The 19289-nt window shown below is 46.1% G+C and carries 15 protein-coding genes; 6 read left to right on the forward strand and 9 right to left on the reverse strand.

Going from position 1 to position 19289, the window contains the following annotated elements; genetic code table 11:
• Positions 1-32 precede the first annotated feature (32 nt).
• Complete coding sequence (locus FCL46_RS24950) at positions 33-1745, reverse strand: DUF389 domain-containing protein (protein WP_136809199.1); 1713 nt, start codon at positions 1743-1745, stop codon at positions 33-35.
• A gap of 319 nt (positions 1746-2064) precedes the next feature.
• Here FCL46_RS24950 and FCL46_RS24955 point away from each other — a divergent pair, with 319 nt between their 5' ends.
• The 5 genes from FCL46_RS24955 to FCL46_RS24975 all read left to right on the forward strand — a co-directional run bounded on the left by FCL46_RS24955 (position 2065) and on the right by FCL46_RS24975 (position 7776).
• Positions 2065-3144: a (Fe-S)-binding protein gene (locus FCL46_RS24955; RefSeq protein ID WP_136809200.1), complete on the forward strand. Its 1080-nt coding sequence runs from the start codon at positions 2065-2067 to the stop codon at positions 3142-3144.
• A gap of 566 nt (positions 3145-3710) precedes the next feature.
• Positions 3711-5243 (forward strand): GGDEF domain-containing protein, encoded by a 1533-nt coding sequence (locus tag FCL46_RS24960; RefSeq protein ID WP_136809201.1) that lies wholly within the window; start codon positions 3711-3713, stop codon positions 5241-5243.
• A 340-nt stretch (positions 5244-5583) separates the two neighbouring features.
• The gene (locus tag FCL46_RS24965) at positions 5584-6399 is read left to right on the forward strand and encodes an AraC family transcriptional regulator (RefSeq protein ID WP_136809202.1); all 816 of its coding nucleotides are present in this window, start codon (positions 5584-5586) and stop codon (positions 6397-6399) included.
• Positions 6400-6585: 186 nt separating this feature from the next.
• Positions 6586-7368, forward strand: a complete 783-nt coding sequence (locus FCL46_RS24970; protein WP_136809203.1) for an epoxyqueuosine reductase — start codon at positions 6586-6588, stop codon at positions 7366-7368.
• Positions 7369-7416: 48 nt separating this feature from the next.
• Positions 7417-7776: a tRNA-binding protein gene (locus tag FCL46_RS24975; protein ID WP_136809204.1), complete on the forward strand. Its 360-nt coding sequence runs from the start codon at positions 7417-7419 to the stop codon at positions 7774-7776.
• 376 nt (positions 7777-8152) lie between these two features.
• On the opposite strand, the gene FCL46_RS24980 is transcribed toward FCL46_RS24975, so the two are convergent.
• The 8 genes from FCL46_RS24980 to FCL46_RS25015 all read right to left on the reverse strand — a co-directional run bounded on the left by FCL46_RS24980 (position 8153) and on the right by FCL46_RS25015 (position 17387).
• Entirely contained in the window at positions 8153-8710 is a 558-nt protein-coding gene (locus FCL46_RS24980) for a GNAT family N-acetyltransferase (RefSeq protein WP_136809205.1), read from the reverse strand.
• Positions 8701-9822 carry a ribosome small subunit-dependent GTPase A gene (gene rsgA / locus FCL46_RS24985; RefSeq protein ID WP_136809206.1) on the reverse strand — a complete coding sequence of 374 codons (1122 nt, stop codon included), beginning with the start codon at positions 9820-9822 and terminating at the stop codon, positions 8701-8703. Before rsgA ends, FCL46_RS24980 begins: the two co-directional genes overlap by 10 nt.
• Positions 9823-10416: 594 nt before the next feature.
• Positions 10417-10893 carry an Lcl C-terminal domain-containing protein gene (locus tag FCL46_RS24990; protein ID WP_136809207.1) on the reverse strand — a complete coding sequence of 159 codons (477 nt, stop codon included), beginning with the start codon at positions 10891-10893 and terminating at the stop codon, positions 10417-10419.
• A 473-nt stretch (positions 10894-11366) separates the two neighbouring features.
• A complete protein-coding gene (locus tag FCL46_RS24995; RefSeq protein ID WP_136809208.1) occupies positions 11367-12566 on the reverse strand; it encodes an ABC transporter permease in 1200 nt (399 codons plus the stop codon).
• A gap of 12 nt (positions 12567-12578) precedes the next feature.
• Positions 12579-13784, reverse strand: coding sequence for an ABC transporter permease (locus FCL46_RS25000; protein ID WP_136809209.1), 1206 nt, complete (start codon positions 13782-13784; stop codon positions 12579-12581).
• Positions 13785-13914: 130 nt separating this feature from the next.
• A complete protein-coding gene (locus FCL46_RS25005) occupies positions 13915-14589 on the reverse strand; it encodes an ABC transporter ATP-binding protein (RefSeq protein WP_136809210.1) in 675 nt (224 codons plus the stop codon).
• Entirely contained in the window at positions 14586-15740 is a 1155-nt protein-coding gene (locus FCL46_RS25010) for an efflux RND transporter periplasmic adaptor subunit (protein WP_136809211.1), read from the reverse strand. Before FCL46_RS25010 ends, FCL46_RS25005 begins: the two co-directional genes overlap by 4 nt.
• Before the next feature lie 372 nt (positions 15741-16112).
• Positions 16113-17387, reverse strand: a complete 1275-nt coding sequence (locus FCL46_RS25015; RefSeq protein WP_136809212.1) for a 4Fe-4S dicluster domain-containing protein — start codon at positions 17385-17387, stop codon at positions 16113-16115.
• 781 nt (positions 17388-18168) lie between these two features.
• On the opposite strand from FCL46_RS25015, the gene FCL46_RS25020 reads away from it, so the two are divergent.
• A complete protein-coding gene (locus tag FCL46_RS25020) occupies positions 18169-19098 on the forward strand; it encodes an amidohydrolase family protein (protein WP_136809213.1) in 930 nt (309 codons plus the stop codon).
• The last annotated feature ends 191 nt before the right edge of the window (positions 19099-19289 follow it).

Raw genomic sequence — 19289 nt, forward strand, 5'->3', positions numbered from 1 at the left:
TTCTCCTCATGTGTCATGGGCAAAAGCCTCTATTACAGAGAGGAGTTCTCAATGATTTTTTTCATCTCACTTTTAATACCTGCTTTATTCTGCTTGTAAGCACGCTCAGCAAAGGTCTCATAGCTCACATAACCGTTTGCCGTAGCGAGGGCCTGTAGCCTGGACATGATATGCAGGGTAACGTGTTGTCCAGTCTCGGTCAGGAGTCGTTGTTCCAGCTCGTTGACGATTTCGGTAGGGAAAAGGGTTATGCCTGAAGTATCCAGATAGAGATGCAGGTTATTCTCAACTATCCCGTGCGACATTCCGTTGAGTGATTGTTCCTTGGAATCTGAGAACCAGCTGTCTATAACAGTTTTCGCCTTTTCCAAAGTAACTTGCTGGTCAGGTGTCAGATCGACAAAACCTACCAGATCAAAATGAAATTTTCCGTCACGGTCATACAATTCTGACTTTAAGTACCGGATGACCAGATCAAGGTCTGGTTCTTCTATACGATCACGTAACTGCGATTCCAATTGGCGGATCTCTTCTATCGGAGGAGTGAGAAGACCATGGATGGTTGCGACAACAAGCAGCTGATTATCTCTTTTGATCAGTCGTACCAGTTTCAGGACCGATCCTGGCATCTCCGCGAGAAAACTTCTGATGACTGAGTCGGCAATTTTGGTTTTAAGCACATTTTCCTGTGGGGTCTTCTTGATAAAATTGCCATCGAGGTCAAGATCGGTAAGCTGGCTGTAGGTATCTAAAGCAGAAACAGTTTGGGCTATTGTACTGTTTATCGTCAATTCTACAGGCTGATCGAGTTTTTTATGCAGACTCTCTTGAAGAATGTCCACCTGCGTAGGAGAAATGGTAGTAGCTGATTGAACATTGGCAAATACATAGATCTGGCCATCGTCCTCATGATAAATCATATCTCCAAAACTGCTTGAAGGAATATTGGCCAACTCGCTCTCGAGAGTCTGTTCGATTGATTGGCGTAAATAGCGTTCTCTCCTGATGGATTGCAGGGACTGATAAAGAAAAAACGCAATGAGAAGAAAACCGATTATTGGCAGGCTGAAACGCTTGAGGATGACAGTGCTTTCGAGCTTATCGTATTTCTTGGTCATCTTAAACAGCCAGAAAACCGTTGAGCCGATGAGTAAAATCGATAGGAAATTGCTGAAAAAAAGAAGAAATGAGCCTATACCGCCGCTATATGCGCCGAGTGAGAAGCAGAGACCGGTGTTGGCAAGGGGTGGCACAATTGCTGTGGCAATGGCAACCCCGGGCAGGGCTGGACTGATCTTTTCATCTACAAGTGCATAGGCTCCAGCGAAACCCGAAAAGACAGCAACCAGCAGGTCAAAGAGCTGTGGCCGGGTGCGAGCCAGCATTTCAGGTGTCGCCTCCAGCCCGGGGTACACTGTTCCGAGCGTAAAGCCCATTAAAATAGCAGCGACAACTCCGACTATTTCCGCCTGTGCAGCTCTGCCCAAAAGCTGGGCATCACTTCTGATTAATGCCAGCGACATCCCGAAAATAGGTGTCATTAATGGCGCGACAAGCATGGCCCCGATGACCACCGCAGTGCTGTTGGTTATCAGGCCGAAACTGGCAATCATAGTCGAAACTACAACCATCATATAAAATCGGATTCCGGGCTCGGATCCTTCAGCAATATCCTGTCGTACAAGGCGGCGACGATCATCAGAAACATGGAGAAAATGTTTAAATCTCTGTTCACTTCCGGCCATTTTCACCTCAGCTATTTAGTTGTCCTGATGAAACGCTGAGTTGCTCGATTGATTGGTGATTTTGTTGCCTCTCAGCCCTTATAAATTGAGTATAAGGGTTAAATTGAACATCCGCAAATAAACTGTTGAAAAGTAGAAGTCGTCAATGGTGAATGGTTCTAAATGTGGTTAGGTGTGCTGGCGGAATTTCAATCCGTGATCTGGGGCGGTTGTGTTGTTAAGGTGGAAAAGTTGTGTTACATGACACATAGTTTATTACCGGATTGAGTTAACCAGAGAATAATACTTTGAATGAGTATCACGGCAACCGAGTAACATATTGAAAGCGTTACATGAAACTATTGAAGGATGTGTAAATTGCAATATTTGCGTAAAAGAATGTGCATTTTTACAAAAATATGGCACCCCGGGAGCGATCTGTAAAAGATACCTGTCGGGTGAAAGGTCTGTTGACTCACCGGTTTTCGAATGTAATCTTTGCGGCCTGTGCAAAGAAGTGTGTCCCAAAGACCTGAAAGTCTCAAAAGCATTTCTGGAGATACGGTCAGCTATTCAAACCGGATCAAAGCCTGCCAATGCGGTCTCAATACATACGCAGCATACGACTATCTGTGCCTATGAAAAACGTGGGGGATCGCCCCTCTTTGCGTTGCATCAATTTCCTCTAAAGAGTGATGCTGTCTTTTTTCCTGGCTGTACCCTGGCGGCTACCCGGTCTGCTACTACCCTGAAAACGTACGAGTATATACAGAAAATCAAACCCGGTTGTGGAATCATTCTTGATTGCTGTGCAAAACCCTCCGACGATCTCGGGCTGACCGGCAGGTTTAGATCGATGTTCACAAAACTTGTGGACAGGTTAAAAGCTGGTGGGGTGAAAAAAATCTACACAGCCTGCCCAAGCTGTTATGTAACCTTTAAAACACATGCACCTGAATTGGAAACACTCACAGTCTATGAGCTGCTATCTGCGAATCCTCCAACGCAGCTAGGAACTGTTACAGAAACAGTTACAGTCCATGACACCTGCACAACCCGGCATGAGCCTCAAATCCATGATTCGGTTCGTTCACTCATACGTTCAACAGGTGCAGAAGTCGCAGAGGTTAGGCATAGCCGCGAGAAGACCATCTGCTGCGGTGAGGGCGGTTCTGCCGCATTTATTGCCCCTGAAATAACAGATAGCTGGAAGTCTATCCGCAAAGAGGAAGCTGTTGGAAAACGCGTAATCACGTATTGTACCGGCTGTTCATCAATGTTTGGAAATGAATTACAAACTACCCATCTGCTCGACCTGCTCTTTAACCGGGAAAAGGCATTAAAAGGTAGAGAGCAGCGCACCAAAACCCCTTTTACCTATCTGTATAGAATTCTCTTAAAAAACCGCCTCAGAAAATAGGACATGTTGGCTGCAATAATCATCTCGACGCAGAAATTGGAATTGAAAATTATGTCAATTAGATTGAACGGTTACAGATTTCTGTCATTAGGAAGAAATGATCTAAGCGGTTTATGATTTTTTTGTTGATGTTAAGCGGTGATCCACCTGGAGATGGTCCAATGACCTCGTTGCTGCATTAATTGCCAACTTGTAATTGTCTGGCATATCATATGCTTTAATTCAAATCAGCAGGGTAACTTCTTTTGTGGCCTGTTCAGGTCGGTTTCCCCTGCTTTTACTGTACGTCAGTATCTATGATTAAGTGGTCCCCTTTTCTCTTGAAATCGAAATTGTATTTTCGTCGTTGAACACTCTTGGTTTCCGCCTACCAATTTTCAAAATATCGGCTTAAAAGAATGTCCATTTTTTATAGTTGAATCAGTATTGAAAACTTTTTGGTTTGGTAGCTGCACAATAAGCAGATATACTCGTAATAGTGATCGGTTGGAGCAATGACACTGCAGTTGAGAAACTTCGTTGAAACGGTAAAACAATAGGGTCATCTCAAAAGGAAAGCAGAACACGTGGTATTTAAAAAAGATATTGGATCTAAAGGGTTTTTAAAAAAGACCAGTAGTGGCCAAAGAAGGGATAGCGAGGAAGCGAACCGCTTCATGCAGTATACTGTCATCTGCAGTGCTGGTGCCCTCAATATGCTCTTTTTCGGCATATTGAACATGGTGTCGGGTAATATGTCACTTGGTATCCTGGTGATTACCTGCTGTATCTCGCTAATCTTCGGTTGGATTCTCGTTTATCTCAAAAAAGCCGAACAAGGTGTGTACCGGCTCAATACCATTTTGTTCACGATCCTGATGATCTATCTTGTTTACCTTGGAGGGGAGGAGCATTCCAAACTCCTGTGGGTATATATCACACCATCGGTCATGTATTTTCTCCTTGGTAAAACAGAAGGTTCCATAGGCATCAGCAGTTTTCTCCTGTTCATCGGTCTCTACTTCTTAATGCAGGATGAAATTCCCGGCGGACATCTCTATGGGAAAGCTTTTGCTGGCAGGGTGATGCTCACACTCTGTATCATATCTATCATAACGTATTTCTACGAAAACCTTCGTCATCGGTACCGCAATCAAATGGAGCAGAAAAACGAGGAGCTTAAGGCGGAAAACAGTCAGCGGCGTCAGGTAGAAAAGTCACTTCGCGAGAGTGAGGAACGGTACAGGGCTATTTACCAGCATGCGGCTGAGGGCATTCTGTTAATAAGCTTCTCCGGAAAAATTGTTGAGTGTAATCCGCAGATTCAGAGAATGCTCGGTTACCGGGAGGAGCAACTTTTAGATAAGGATATTCACTCATTGTTCAAGGCCGAAGATCTTATTCAGCAGCCATCGCAGCTTGAAGAATTGAAAAATGGAAAGACGGTCTTCATCGAACGGCGGTTAAAGACAAGTCGAGGAACCTATCTGCAGTGTGAGCAGAGCGGTAAGCGGATCAGCGACAGGTTCATCATTCTGATTTACCGTGATATTACTGAACGTAAAATTGCCGAAGAGGCACTTGAAAAAGCCAACCATATGTTGCAGCGGCTGGCAGTGCAGGATGGGTTGACCGGCATTCCCAATAGAAGGAAATTTGATGAAACCATAAATAGCGAATGGTACCGTATGCAGCGGGATAAAACGAAGTTAGGGATAATCCTGTGCGATATCGATTTCTTCAAGCAATATAACGATCACTATGGCCACCAGAAGGGTGATGAATGCCTGAAGAAGGTCGCGAAAGCCCTTTCAGCAAGTGTGCACAGGCCCAGCGATCTCGTTGCCCGTTACGGAGGTGAGGAGTTTGTAGTGCTGCTTCCAGACACCACGGTTGATGGGTGCATGATAATCGCAGAGAAGATGCGTGTCTCAATTGAAAAACTTGCAATCGAGCATATCAGATCAAAGGTATCTTCTACGCTGACGATGAGTTTCGGAGTTGCAGCCTTAGTTCCAGAGGGTGAGTTCAATCCTGATCTGATCCTCGCCCCTGCAGACAAGGCCCTCTACCGGGCCAAGGCAAATGGCAGGAATATGATCTGTAGCGGAGAGGAGTAGTTTGGCACCGTCTTATTGGCAGTTGATCATTTTGTACACCAGTTTTTCAGGAGACAAGGTACCGATTGTAAAGTCTCTCCAAAACCGGGGGCACTGCTGACTGGCCTTTAGTGTTGGAAATGCAAACCTAAAGCAGTGCGACAAAACACTGGCCTCTGGCAAATTCTTAGCATCTTTCTTCTACTCTGAGAGCCTGTAACTTGCTCCACTAATAGCCGTGTAAATGGAGTGTCTTTTTCGGGAAAATTTCAATTTCATTTCAGACTTTCCTTTGATTTCAACCATTGTAACTTCTCTTTTAATTATTGTATTTTGTTAAACCTGTAATAGACTTGTTGGCATGAACGAATCACTCCAGTATAGATCGCCATTGTCTCCGGGTATCGAGGCGCTTTCATGTGCAAATAGCTTTGCCTTTACCAAACACATTCATAATGGGCATGTTCTATGGCTCAACTCCGAAGGAGGGGAACAATACAATCTGAAGGGTTGTACGACCATCCTGCAACCAGGTAGTGTAAGTATCATTGAACCAGGAATTGTCCATTCCAATAGACCATGGGACCCGGCCAAGAGGCACTTGCGAAGTCTGTACCTTGGGGGAGAATTCTTTTTGCATCTTGAGAAATTGCTCACGGGTGAGGTTAAAGGGAAGCTTACACTACCGACGGCTGTCATTGAAAACCGTAAATGTTGGCAATTGGCAATTCTTTTACACGAAGCGATAATCAACAACCACGATCAGTTATTGGTTGATGAGCTTATCGTCTCGCTCTTTTCAAGAGCTGAGATGTTACAATTTGGAGAAGTGATTTGTCGTGGGGTTACAGATAATTCAAGCGACAGAGTCATGAACATCGTTGAATTCATGAGAGCCCGATGCAGCGAGGATATCTCTTTAGACAATTTAGCAGAAATTGCTATGTGCACCTCGTATCATGTGATTCGGCTGTTTAGGAATCAGGTTGGAATGTCGCCACATGCCTATCTTGTTCAGTTACGCCTGGAGAGGGCACGAGAATTGATTGATAGTGGGCAAAGCATAGCAGATGCAGCATTACTTGCTGGATTTTCCGATCAAAGTCATTTAACAAGAAGCTTTAAAAAGCGATACGGATTGACACCTGGCCTTTATGGCTCTCAAAAGCTGTCCTGACAGTCGGAGCAGTATTCTTTCTATCACCAATGAAAATATGTATGTATGTTTTTTTGGCTGCCCGATGTCAATTTTGTTCAAGACGTATTCAATTCCTTTCTTTACTGTATTTCTGAGTAGGATGTTTTCCTGCAAGCGCATCGAATAGAAGCATGCAGAACTTTTCAGAAAAGTAAAGGAACAGCTATGAAGTACAAAACTATACAAACAATTGAAGATTTCGTCGCAGAATATCAGAAGAAAAAGAACATATCTACAAGGTGGGGCGTTCCGCTTGTTGGGTTCGCTGAAGCTACTGATCCACTTTTTAACCAACTAAAAACAGTGGTGAGTCCTACTCACGCAGTTCCACAAGACCTGTTGACGAATGCCGGGACTGTAGTTTCTTTTTTCCTGCCTTTTCCTAAGTCTGTTACTTCCACGAATATCAAAGGGCGCCTAAGCTCTCCTGAATGGGCTGTAGGTTATGTTGAAACCAACGAACTGATAAAGCAACTCAGTCTTCATCTGACAGAAGTATTTGCTGATGCAGGTGAAGAAGTGGTCACCATTCCCGCCACTCACAATTGGATTGAAGACAAATTGATCAGTAACTGGTCCCACCGACATGTGGCCTTTATAGCGGGACTTGGGCGATTTGGACTCAATAATATGCTGATTACCGATAGAGGATGTTGCGGCAGACTCGGGAGTTTGATCACATCCGCTGTGATAGAACCTGATGCGCGACCAGCTCTGGAAAGCTGCCTCGACAAATATGACGGCAGTTGCAAAAAATGCGTCCGTAAATGTGTCAACGAAGCACTTTTCAAAGATTCCTTTGATCGGTTCAGATGTTACGACCAATTACTCAAAAACGTTGAGGAATACAAATCTGTCGGTTATGCGGATGTATGCGGTAAGTGTCTTACCGTAGTGCCTTGTTCCCATATAAACCCTGTAAAAATGAAGCTCAGAGCAAAAAAATGAAATGCTAAACGGATTTTATTCTAATCTTCAAATGTTAAGGAAAGAACAATGGCAAGTACAATAAAACCTGTTGTTCCCTATGATAGCTCATTCGCAATGCTCGATGTACGAGTTGGAAGGGTTGTCGAGGTCGAACTGGAAACCAGAACGCATAAGCAGACATATAGGATGGTTGTGGATTTCGGCAAATATGGAAAGCGAATAAGTTACGGTCGTTTTACCTGCCACCCCGTTGAGGAAGTAAAGGACAGGCTTGTACTTGGTGTTCTAAATTTTGACCCAAGGCCAATGGGGCCTGTCATTTCAGAGGTGTTGATTCTAGGTGTGCAATACCCAAAGGCTGAAAGCGGTGAGGCCACATTTGTTTCACCTGCAGTTAATGCGAAAGTTGGTAGCAAGTTGTTCTGATGAATGCTTTTCATCGTAATCTACGAGTTAACCTGATTAACGTGGTAAAGGCAGAAAGAGCGTTGAGCTCCCAAACACTGCAGTAGTAGCAGATCAAATCTCAAATCTTGAGTTGAAGATTGCCAAAGAGCACCTCAATCAATGTAACATGGGGCTGGAGTTTATATAGACTGTTCTCCTTAACTTGAGGGGTGCCGCCCGATGACCTGCTATTTAAGGTTAGATAGGTTAGATAGGTTAGATACACTGTCAGGAATAATGTTCATCAAGCCCTTGTTGTGGCTTTTAATATCGCCAATGCTCACCGTAGTTATTCTATCCCTTACGGTTACGGCAAACTACTCAGGTGTAATCCCTGAGTAGTTTGCCAGTTCCCTTATTCCCGCCAATGTTCAGGCTGGTGCAATGTTTCGGCGCATCGGATTTTTCCTTTTATGGTGCCGATAATGCCGGGCATGAGTTCCTGTACCATCCAGGCTGATGCATGTTCCGCTGGAATTGGGTAAGGCGCTTCAAATCCGCAAACGCCAGCCGGGGTAAAGCCGCAGCGAGGGTAATAGCCGGGATGTCCGAGCACAAAAACGAGTTGTGTTTTTGATTTTCGAAGCGCATCCAGACCGGTCATAATCAATTTTCGACCAATACCCTTCGCCTGAAAATCAGGATGCACGGCAAGAGGTGCAAGGATTTGAGCTGCGATATTGCTTGCAGCCCCTTCAATATGTACCCTGGTAAACAACACATGTCCTACCACGGTGTCCTGCTCAACAGCGATCAGTGAGTGGCGCGGTTCGGCGGTTGGATCTGCCAGCAAACTTTTTACAAGCTCACCGATAGCCACTCCCTTCTCCTTACCGTTAGCAGCACCGAAAGCCTGCTGGTGGAGATGCTGGATGTCTAGCTTATGTGCTGGTTTGGCAGATATTATTTCCATTGTTGATTTCTCCTGTTTTTCAAATTTTTCACTTTTTTTGAAATATGCTGCCACCGTTCTTTTTCCACTCTGTCGGCACTTTTATTTTGACGCTCGCGGGTGTAGTCAAGCTCATTGTTCAGCTTGATATAGTTGTTCAGCCGTCTGGAGGATATTTCTCCTGTGGCTATCTCTTCAAGCACCCGACATCCAGGCTCGCATGTGTGCGTACAATTGCTGAACCTGCATTGTTCGGCTAATGCCTCAATATCAGGAAATGCGCTTATACTGTCAGTTACTTGCCGAGACAGGCCGATTTCCCTGATGCCCGGATTATCAATGACCATTCCGCCCCCGGGCAGAAGAAACAGGTCACGGCTTGTTGTTGTATGCCGGCCTTTGCCGACCCTTTCTCCGACCGCCTGGGTTTGTCTGATGTTTTTCCCGGCAAGCTGATTGATCAGGGTGGATTTACCCGCACCCGATGAACCGATCAGAGTAGCCGTCCGGTGTGGATAGAGCAGTGTTGCAACACGCGTAACCGCATCAGTGTCATATAGTGACAGGGGATAAACCGGTACGCCGGGAGCGATAGTCTCCACCTCGCAGACAAATTGCTCCGGGTTTTGTTGCAGGTCTGATTTGCTGAGCAAAATGACCGGTTCTATACCGCAATGATAGGTAAGTGTTAGGTATCGTTCGATCCTTGCTGGGTTGTAATCCCTATCAAGGCCGCAGACGATAAAGGCAAAATCAATATTGGCTGCTATTCCCTGTTCGTCATATACTTCAGGATTCCGGCCAGATCTTCCTCCGGCTGTCTTTCTGGACAACAGATTATTTCGTGTAAAAATGTATGTAATAACCTGCTCGTTCACAAGCACCCAGTCGCCAACAACCGGGTATATTCCAGTTGCCTGGTTATACAGCCGACCGGCCAGCGAAACATGGAATACTTCATCTTCTTGCATTACTGTAAAGACTTGCCTGTGCACCCTGACTACCCTTGCAGGGGTGGAATTGGCAGCTGAATTATCGTATTGGTGTTGAAAAAATGGTGACCATCCCAGCTTTGCTAGTCTGGATAATAATGTTTTTCCGTGTAAATATTTGTTGTTCTGTGTGTTTTGCATGGTTTTTCCCTGTTGTGTTGTAAGCACAGCCGAGAGCGGTTCGAATGTACGGGTATATGGAAATACCGAAGCCGAAAGCTCGTCAGGCGTGAAAAAAAATACGGAAAACAGTTACCGGAAAAAAGACGCAAAAATATTGCAGAGGTTCGACGGAACCAAGAAGGAAGAACAGCTGGCATAGCCCCGGAGTGATGTCCGAATTTGCCGCTGCTGATGTGGTATCAATCGTCTGTCTGGTTACGCTGCGGTTTTCCCGGTAACGTACAACACAAGATCAATTGAATTGGTGAACATAAAATCTCCTAAATGAATTGAATTACCAAAAAACGTGTACACAGGAATTGCCAGCTTGTCAACACGAAGATTCTGGAAAAGCTACGAAGTAAAAAGGTGATGGGTGTATTTGGGTCAACTTGACCCTCCCACATAAAAAGTATCCCAAAGTATCCCTGAAAAGTAGTGTTATTAAACTATTAAATGCCTGAAAACATAACTTTTTTCAGCTGAAAAGTGTAATTTAACTATCGACGCTCAACCTTTATACTTCTACTGTGCTCCTTAACTTGAGACGCGACACCCGATTCCCCGCTCTTTTCATTGCCGCACAGCTCGAACGCCGTAGCTGCCACTGAACTCTCGATGGTGTTTACTGACGTAGCCATAGTCAAAGGTTATGGCGCGTGCGCAACAAGAACCTTCAGTTTCCGAAGACCAGTAACTATATGTGCCTCTTTCTGCAAAAATTGGGTCGAGTTTGACTCTACCTCCAAAAATGTCCTTATTTGACTTTGAAGGCTCATAGATCGTTTTCAATTCTGCAATGGTTGGCAAACGCCAGTCACTGTAGCCCCCAGAGGAAAGCCCATTGACATAATCTATGGATTCATTCCAGTTCACAGAGTGGCCCAGGTCAACGTAGCTATCTTTTTGGGTCCACATCATTCCGGTTTTGGTGTCCTTAATCACACCTTTACCCAAATCTATATAACGACCATCTGCTGAGCGATTTTCAGCATAGGCATAACCAGAGAATAAAAAAACAATTGATACAATCAGTGATAGTTTCTTCATTTAATCCTCAATAGTTTTTGAATTAGGTGTGAATAATTACTGTAACTGTTCAGCAGCACCCCACCTGCCCCCGATCGGGACGCTTCGCATAGGCATACTATAGCCAATCGTCCCGCTTGAGGCCATCTGGAGCACTGCTAAACAGTTACTGGCAACAGAAAAGGGTACGTATGAGGTCTTGACTGAATAGTTACTAATTACTTTGATACTGAATAGTCGATCATTAGTTGACCATGCCAAATGGTTTCAGCGCCGCAGCAAAGTGTAAACTAATCGAGCTGCCGGTATCTTGTGAATTTTCCGAATCATGATAGAGATATTACAAAAGAAAAGTATGAATTGACGATTTGAATAGGTCGACCATAAGTAGAATTAGGCCCAAAATCGATTTTTTTAGCTTACTCTTGCCAATTAAAGCTGAGAGTCTTCACTTCACATCCTCAGCGGATGGGATACTGCTGAATAGTTGCTGTTTATTCTGCCCGTAATGCTTCTACCGGATCGAGTGCGGCTGCATTACGGGCAGGCAAAACGCCAGCTAATAGACCGATAGCAGCAGCCAGTAGTTCGGCATAAAGCGCATATATCCAGGGAGTGTGTGTTGGCAGTGCCGGGACAAATACCCCGAGAAGCCAGGCGATACCGGCTCCGATTATAAGACCGGCAAGACCACCGATAGCGGCAAGAACCACAGCCTCACCGATAAAGATCATCAGGATCTGGCTTCGGTTCGCGCCGATTGCTCTTAGAAGGCCAATCTCCGGAGTTCGCTCGTTAACGGCAATGGTCATGATGGTAACAATCCCTACCCCTCCAACGAGCAGTGAGATCGCTCCGAGCCCGCCAACCGCCATGGTGAGAATGTTCAGAACCGAGCCAAGCACTTCCAGCATCTGTTCCTGAGTGGTGACAGTGAAGTCTTCAGCGCCGTGACGCGCGATAAGGAGTTTTCTGGTTCTCTCGGCGATGGTTGTTGACTGTAATCCCGATTTGTACAGGAGGTCAATTTCCATAAGGCTTTGCTGGTTAAACGAACTCATTGCTCTGACTGTGGGGATATAGACGGCATCATCAAGGTCGAATCCGAGCATCTGCCCTTTGGATTCCATAACTCCTATTACCCTGTAACGTTCTCCGGCAACCCGCACGAGTTTTCCCAGCGGGTTCTCCCCGCCAAACAGCTCAGTCTTTACTTTGCTGCCAAGCACAACAAATGCCCGTGCAGCGTTACTGTCATCGGCAGGCAGGAAGCGCCCGGTAACAACCTTTATCTGCCAGACTCGTGATGCTGAAGGGCCGACTCCAAGGACGGTGGTATGGCGTCTTCGTTTACCATATTCTACTGGGCCGTTTCCCTGAATCAGCGAAACGGTATCGATGATACCGGGGAGCCGACGGATAGCCTCCTCATCTGCGATGCTCAGGGGTCTGATATTGTTAATTACCGCTCCGGAAGTACCTAGAGTTGTGACCTTGCCGGGATTGATCCCTATCAGGTTGGTGCCGAATTGTGTGAATTCAGCAAGAGTAAATCTGTGAATCCCTTCACCAATAGAGGTGAGCAGGACTACTGAAGCGATACCCACGGCAATTCCCAGCGTGGTGAGGAAGCTGCGCATTCGTTGATCAATCAGGGTCCTGAGTGAGAGCCGTACTATGTCACGAATAAACATGGTAACCCTCCGTCAGCGTCGTGAGAGAGATTGCACGGGATCAAGTTTGGCTGCACGCATGGCAGGTAGAACCCCGAAAATAAGTCCTGTCGAGATTGCGACTCCCACGGCGGTCCAGATCGACCAGAGTGGGATTGAAAGAAGCATTGCCGGGACTATTCGGCCTATAAGATATGTCCCGATAACAGCTAACCCAAGACCGAGAATGGCGCCGATTATAGAAAGAATAGCTGCCTCGGCCATAAAGAGAGTAACAATCTGGCTGCCGGGTGCTCCGATCGCCTTTAAGAGCCCTACTTCTGATCGTCGTTGTGAGACTGCGATCAGCATGACGTTCATGATCAAAATCCCTGCCACAGCTATGCTGATAGTGGCAATCCCGGTAACGGTAAGGGTTAAGGTCGTGAATATTCGGTCGAAGGTTGCGAGTACAGCGTCCTGTGTAATGACCGTGATGTCATCATCGCCGTCATGGCGTGCTCGTATTATTTGTAATACGGATTTTTTAGCGCGCGGAATCACATCGCGATCGGCTGCTTCCACCAAAATTCTGAACAGAGTTGAGCTGTTAAAAAGGGATTGTGCAGAAGCAACGGGGATTACCACAACATCCTTCATATCAAGGCCGAATGATTCCCCCTTGTTGCTTAATACTCCGATAACTCTGAACCGCCAGTCGCCAACCCGGATTGTTTCACCAAGCGGTGAGACATTGCCGAATAGCTCCTGTTTTAATTTGTAGCCGAGAACACAGACAGGAGCAGCTCGCTTTATATCTCCTTCAGGCAAAAAACGGCCATGAGCCATCCCAAGTTGGCGAACATGAAACAGATCAGACGTTGATCCGAGTATGGTAACCTCTCTTTCGCGGCGACCTTTGGAGACCGGAGCGGCCCCGAGAGTAATGGGCGCGACATATTTGATGCTGCTGGAGTGATAAAGAGCCTGGGCATCGTCAAGGGTGAGGTCTCTCGGTGTAATGCCGAGAAGAGGCGGTGCTCCACCTACTGTTTCGGAGCGTCCCGGAAGCACTATGAGTAAATTCGTGCCAAGCGATGAAAACTGGCCGACGACATAGCTTCGTGCGCCATCGCCTAAGGTTGAAAGAATCACCACGGAACAGACCCCGATAGCCATCGCCAGAAGCATAAGCAATGTTCGTGTCGGGTAGCCTGTTGATGCCTGATAAGCAAAACGGATGATGTCTTTTAGTTTCATCGTGTTATCCGTGGCTAGGAGGGAGCGAGAATAAGGGTTTTGGTCAAATCTGTTGCTTTTCCAGGATTCTGCATAGACTGGAAAGGTGCATAAACACTCAGTCCTTTAACCTTTAACCTCAGTCCTAGAATCATTGCGAACGGTCAGAATCTATACGACCGTCAACCATAAGGATCTGTCTGGCTGCACGTTTTCCGAGTTCTGGATCATGCGTTACCATGATTACAGTCATATTCTGATCGTTGAGGGTTTCGATTATCTCTATCACTTCCTGGCCGGAGACTCTGTCGAGATTGCCGGTAGGTTCATCAGCCAGAAGGATATGAGGTTCCATGATAGTGGCCCGGGCAATAGCGACGCGCTGACGTTGTCCACCGGAAAGCTGATCAGGGCGGTGGCGGGACCGGTTGCCGAGGCCAAAATCTTTGACAGCTTTCTCGACCCGTTTTTTTCGTTCCCGGGGGTCTACACCTGCAAGTATCATCGGCAGTTCAATATTTTCAGCTGCGGTCATTCGCGGAACCAGATGAAAGAACTGAAATATAAAGCCAACCTTATGCCGACGAAGTGCTGCCTGCTCGTGATCGCTCAGCTCCGTCATATCTTCGTTTTCAAGCAGATAGATACCGTTGTCAGGCCGATCGAGCAGACCGATCATGTTAAGCAGAGTAGACTTACCTGATCCTGAAGGCCCCATTATGGCAACATATTCACCTTGCTTGATGGTGAGGTTTACATCCTGCAGGGCATGCACCTGTTCGTCGCCGACAGTAAAGACGCGATTTATTGCTGATAGGCTGATCATTCTATATTCTCTGCAAGTGTTGCAGAGACCTTGTCTTTAAGGCCCGGCTTATCAACATTTGTAACGACAAGCTGCTCTTCTTTCAGGCCGGAGAGTACCTCAGTAAAGGCCCAGTTACTCAGCCCTGTAGTTATTTCCACCTCGCTAACCCGCTTTTCAGCTGGTGAGAATACAAACACTTTTGTACCGTCGATAATTGATTCACTGGGGATTTTCAGGGTGTCGGCGCTGATAGATATAATTATCTCGACATCAGCACTGTATCCGGCAAGCAAGTCTTTAAAATCATCTTCGTTAACAAACGAGGCCTCTATGTCAACGGTTCGTGCCTGCTTTTCAACATCAAGTACATACGAGGAAATGCGCCGCACTGTACCTGCAAATGTTGTGTTCTTAAATGCATCCAGGGTTATCCTGGTTTCCATGCCTATCCGAATCTCTGCAGCATCAACTTCGTCAATAGGGGCAGAAACGTAGTAGCAGCTGTTTTCAATAAGGTCGACAGCCGGCGGGGTAAGCACCCCGACAGGAGAGGGCGTGACGTATTCGTTGAGCTCTCCCTCGATTTTTGCAACAACACCATCAAATGGTGCAATGAGACGGGAACGGGAAAGATTTGCCTGTGCCACAGTAACGCGTGCGAGCCCCATCTCTACCGCTGCACGGGAGGCAGCACATTGAGCTTGTAATGATTTGGCCTGGGTGACAGCCTGGTCAGTCTGTTCTTCACTGCCGACCTTGGAGAGATAGAGTTGCTGTGAACGTTTTGCCTGCCTATCAGCCTCTTCTGCTGAGAGGCAGCTAGCGTTTGCCTCCGCCTCTGCGACAATGACTTCCCGTTCTGCAAGTGCAAGCTGAGCTTTCAGGTCATCATTCCAGATTTCAAGCAGCAGACTGCCTGCTTTGACCTGATCACCCTCCTTGATGGGCAGGATGGCAATCTGACCTCCCATACTTGGTGAAAGCTTGGCCCTTCGGCAGGCATTCACTGTACCGGCGCGGGTATTTGCCACGTTTTTTTCAACAGAAGCTCGTGTAACCGGCTGGACCAGAACCTCGATAGGTTTGGGGCGGGTTTTGTACCATATTGCAAATGCAATGGTGGCAATAATTGATAGAAATATTGTCCAGCGAATGATCTTGCGCATCATATCCTCCTGCGGGTGACAGTGCTGTGTTACCACCAACAGCCCTGAGGAGAGGGATCGTTTCTGCTTCCCTGATCTGTATTGTGTATAGGTTGTGTTAACTGAATTGGTGCTTTTATGTGTTAGACACCAAAACGTTCATTAGAGAAAGTGGTTTTTGTCCTGAAAGGTTTTTGCGACCTAACTTTCTGTAATAGTAAATATATACACTGACAACATTCTGTCGATTTACGTATTGGAGTAATTGACAGAACTGAGGAGCGGGTGATGTCAGTGGGATGTGAAAATATTGAGCAGAAATCTCAATTCTGGGACAGCCTCCTGAAAGCTGTGTTAGAAAACTGAAAATAAAGAGTTGATGGCAGGATAAGTTTATTATCTCCTCGCAAGCAACGCTTCCAAATATTTTGATTTCAATTGTTTACTGGCCAGTAGTTGCTTTACCGGCGACAAGTTGAAAATTGCCCCGAATAGTGCAGCCAGAGCCCTATGGCTGAACAATACCTGGTTATCAAAGATCAGATTTTGCAGTTTCCCACGTTCAATTGCCATAACCACTGCACGGTGGGCACTATTTACTGGTGTTATCACCCGGGCATCTCGCGGTGTAAGTGATATAGACTGAGAGGGGCAGGCCCGCACACAAACCCCGCAACCAAGACATATTTCTGTATCAAGCTTTGCCCGTTTGCGTTTTGGTTTATGCGGATCATTGGCTGAAACGAGCCCCATTGCTTCAACAGGGCAGGCGTTGACGCATTTGCTGCAGCCGTTACAACTTTGGGTGTCGATTACAGGCAAAAAGTTTGAGGTATGTACTGGGTGAAGATTGGCGAAGCGTTTGGCAGCGAGCATTGCTTCGCAGCAGCAACCGCAGCAGTTGCAGATAAAGTTTACGCGTTCACGGACGTTCTCGCCAAATTGTACCAGATTGTTTTCGTATGCTTTGTGAAGAAACTCTTTGCCTTCGACTCTATCAACCTTCCTGGCATGCCCATGTCTGATCAACGATGCTGCAGACGTGTTAAAGGTCATGCAGATATCCATAGGGGCAATGCATGCCTTGCCTACATGCTTCATTTTATGGCGACAATAGCAGAGGCTTATACCCATATGGCTGGCAGTCTCAATTACTTCGCTTGCACGCTCATAATCGAGAACATGAAGCGTGTTTTCATTGTTGAGTTGAGGCTCTTGTACAAAGACTCTTCCCAGTTGGGTTTCACCTTCTCCAAAGAGTTCACGGACGAAATCCTCCTCGACATTAAGGTACTGATGAAACAATTCACTCAACAGTTTCTGATCAATGTCGTCTTTGGTTCGCATGAGTGAAAACTCAAAAAATCCAGCCATAGGAGGGGGCAGTATATAGTGCGTCTCATCGTCGTGTACTATATCAACAAGAATTGCTCTCTCTGCTAATGTATCAAGCACGTTACGTGCTTCTTTATTCTCTACACTCCAGGCGCGGGCAGCCTGTTCTGCGGTGAATGGTTTGATGGGCAGCTGAGAGACCAACTCTGCTTCACGATCATTGAGGAGCATTTTCAGGATCTGCTCAAGAAGTGCAGAGGGAGGGGCTCCCTGAGGATATCGGTTCAGTCTTTCGGTAAGCCTGTCATAGCTGGAAAGGTTGACATGATGTGCCATGCTGTAATCCTCCATCTGGCTGATCTGGTGATGTTCTAATGATATTTTAGCATGTTGTTGAGAAATTCCAAGTGATAGGATAACGTTATGTATGACTAACTGTATTTCCAGGCGTGAGCTACTCGCATCTTGTGCTCTTAATTTTTACCCTCCGGTAAGCGAGGAACGAGATTCGCAGATAGCAGCTGTATTTCTGCGGTAAACATGAAACACACGCCTCAATCATTCCTTTCCTGCTAACTCTTCCGATGTAAATCACCGAATGTTGCGCTATTGCAACTCAAGTGCAAAGCTGCAACACAAGCAACAGTCAATACTCATGACGTGTCGCATTTAGCCGAATCATTGTCCATATTTCAAAATTTCATCTCTTTCCTGACTGATATGCTCTCTTAAGACAGACGTAGTGTTGCGGGTTTGCAACGTGTCTGGTTCGCTCTCAATACCACGGCAGTTCTACGTATCTGTATTTACACGGTAAAGTGTGGTTTTTACTGCATGGCATAATATGTGCTATTGAGGTAGTGCCCCATGAATTACTGCCATTCCATTATCTTGGCAGGTCTGGGCAATAATGTGTTTGTCAAATATGGTCGGCTTCGAAAAACATCAGCGTCATTTGGCATAAAGTCATGACATCGCATGTTTATGTAAGTGGTTAGGCAAGAGGCTTTGTACCAGCCCATCAGATTTGACAACCTTGGGTACATGCTTTGGGAAGCACATCTCATTTGGCAGAGAATTTAAATATAGCAATAGCATACAACAGGAGGCGGACAGCGTGGGCATAATAGACTTTCGATTTAGGCCGAATACAAAAGAAACCTTAGATGGTATCGGCAGCAGCCCAATGTTTTCGGGCTTGTGTGACCTCATTAAGTTTCCCTCAATGGCACCCCAGACCATGGATGAGGTTGTTCGTGATTTGAAAGCATACAATGTAGTAAAGGCGGTTATTACAGGCCGCGACTGTGAAACAACCTACGGAGCAAAATCCAACAACCAGAGTGTTCTTGATTTTGTTGCCTCGTATCCTGATATGTTCATCGGTTTTGCAGGCGTTGATCCTCATAAAGGAATGAACGGCCTTCGCGAACTTACTGCTGCGGTACTTGAGAAGGGTATGAAGGGTGCAGCAATTGACCCATACCTCGCACAAATTTATGTAAACGACGCAAAATACTATCCGTTCTACGCTAAGTGTTGCGAGTTGAATATCCCTCTGATCATCACTACAGGCCCTGCTACTCTCGTTCCTCAGGCTGTAATGGATCATGTTGCGCCACGCTATATAGACTTTGTTGCCCGTGACTTCCCTGAATTGAAAATTATCGTCAGCCACGGTGGTTATCCATGGATTTCTGAGATGATCAACGTTGCTCAGCGAAACGCCAACGTCTATGTCGACCTTTCTGAATATGAGCGTTCTCCACTTTCCGAGGCGTATATTCAGGCGGCTAACACCATGATCAGCGATAAAGTCATCTATGCAAGTGCTCACCCGTTCGTCGATTTCAAAACCGCACTGAAGACCTACGAAGATCTGCCTTTCACCGCGGAAGCGCGTGAAAACATCATGTACAACAACGCAGCCAGAGTTCTTGGCCTCCCTATTCAGCAGCAGAGTCGTGCAGCAGCTGGAGATGAGGAAAGCCGCCTGGTAGAGCAGGTCTTAAGAAGACTCGCCCAGGAGAATATCAGCTTGGCGTAAGTTTGCTGGTGTTCTTTGAACGATGTTTCTATGCAGAAGCCGAACGGTTTGATGCATGTTCACCCCACGTTTCAGCAGGACCAAAAAAATCGTGATATCGGTTAGGCGATGTCCCAATAGTCCCAATAGGTTCTGATGATAGATCACGATGAGTAAACTCGTGAAAAATACAATCTGTAAGGAGTAGGAAC

Origin of the sequence: Desulfosediminicola flagellatus, assembly GCF_005116655.2 — a bacterium.
Classification (GTDB): Bacteria; Desulfobacterota; Desulfobulbia; order Desulfobulbales; family Desulfocapsaceae; genus Desulfopila; species Desulfopila flagellata.

Excerpts from the sequence above, each read along its gene's own strand:
- FCL46_RS24950 (WP_136809199.1), bottom strand. The coding sequence starts at position 1,745 with ATGGCCGGAAGTGAACAGAGATTTAAACATTTTCTCCATGTTTCTGAT.
- FCL46_RS24965 (WP_136809202.1), top strand. The coding sequence starts at position 5,584 with ATGAACGAATCACTCCAGTATAGATCGCCATTGTCTCCGGGTATCGAG.
- FCL46_RS24970 (WP_136809203.1), top strand. The coding sequence starts at position 6,586 with ATGAAGTACAAAACTATACAAACAATTGAAGATTTCGTCGCAGAATAT.
- FCL46_RS24975 (WP_136809204.1), top strand. The coding sequence starts at position 7,417 with ATGGCAAGTACAATAAAACCTGTTGTTCCCTATGATAGCTCATTCGCA.
- FCL46_RS24980 (WP_136809205.1), bottom strand. The coding sequence starts at position 8,710 with ATGGAAATAATATCTGCCAAACCAGCACATAAGCTAGACATCCAGCAT.
- rsgA (WP_136809206.1), bottom strand. The coding sequence starts at position 9,822 with ATGCAAAACACACAGAACAACAAATATTTACACGGAAAAACATTATTA.
- FCL46_RS24990 (WP_136809207.1), bottom strand. The coding sequence starts at position 10,893 with ATGAAGAAACTATCACTGATTGTATCAATTGTTTTTTTATTCTCTGGT.
- FCL46_RS24995 (WP_136809208.1), bottom strand. The coding sequence starts at position 12,566 with ATGTTTATTCGTGACATAGTACGGCTCTCACTCAGGACCCTGATTGAT.
- FCL46_RS25000 (WP_136809209.1), bottom strand. The coding sequence starts at position 13,784 with ATGAAACTAAAAGACATCATCCGTTTTGCTTATCAGGCATCAACAGGC.
- FCL46_RS25005 (WP_136809210.1), bottom strand. The coding sequence starts at position 14,589 with ATGATCAGCCTATCAGCAATAAATCGCGTCTTTACTGTCGGCGACGAA.
- FCL46_RS25010 (WP_136809211.1), bottom strand. The coding sequence starts at position 15,740 with ATGATGCGCAAGATCATTCGCTGGACAATATTTCTATCAATTATTGCC.
- FCL46_RS25015 (WP_136809212.1), bottom strand. The coding sequence starts at position 17,387 with ATGGCACATCATGTCAACCTTTCCAGCTATGACAGGCTTACCGAAAGA.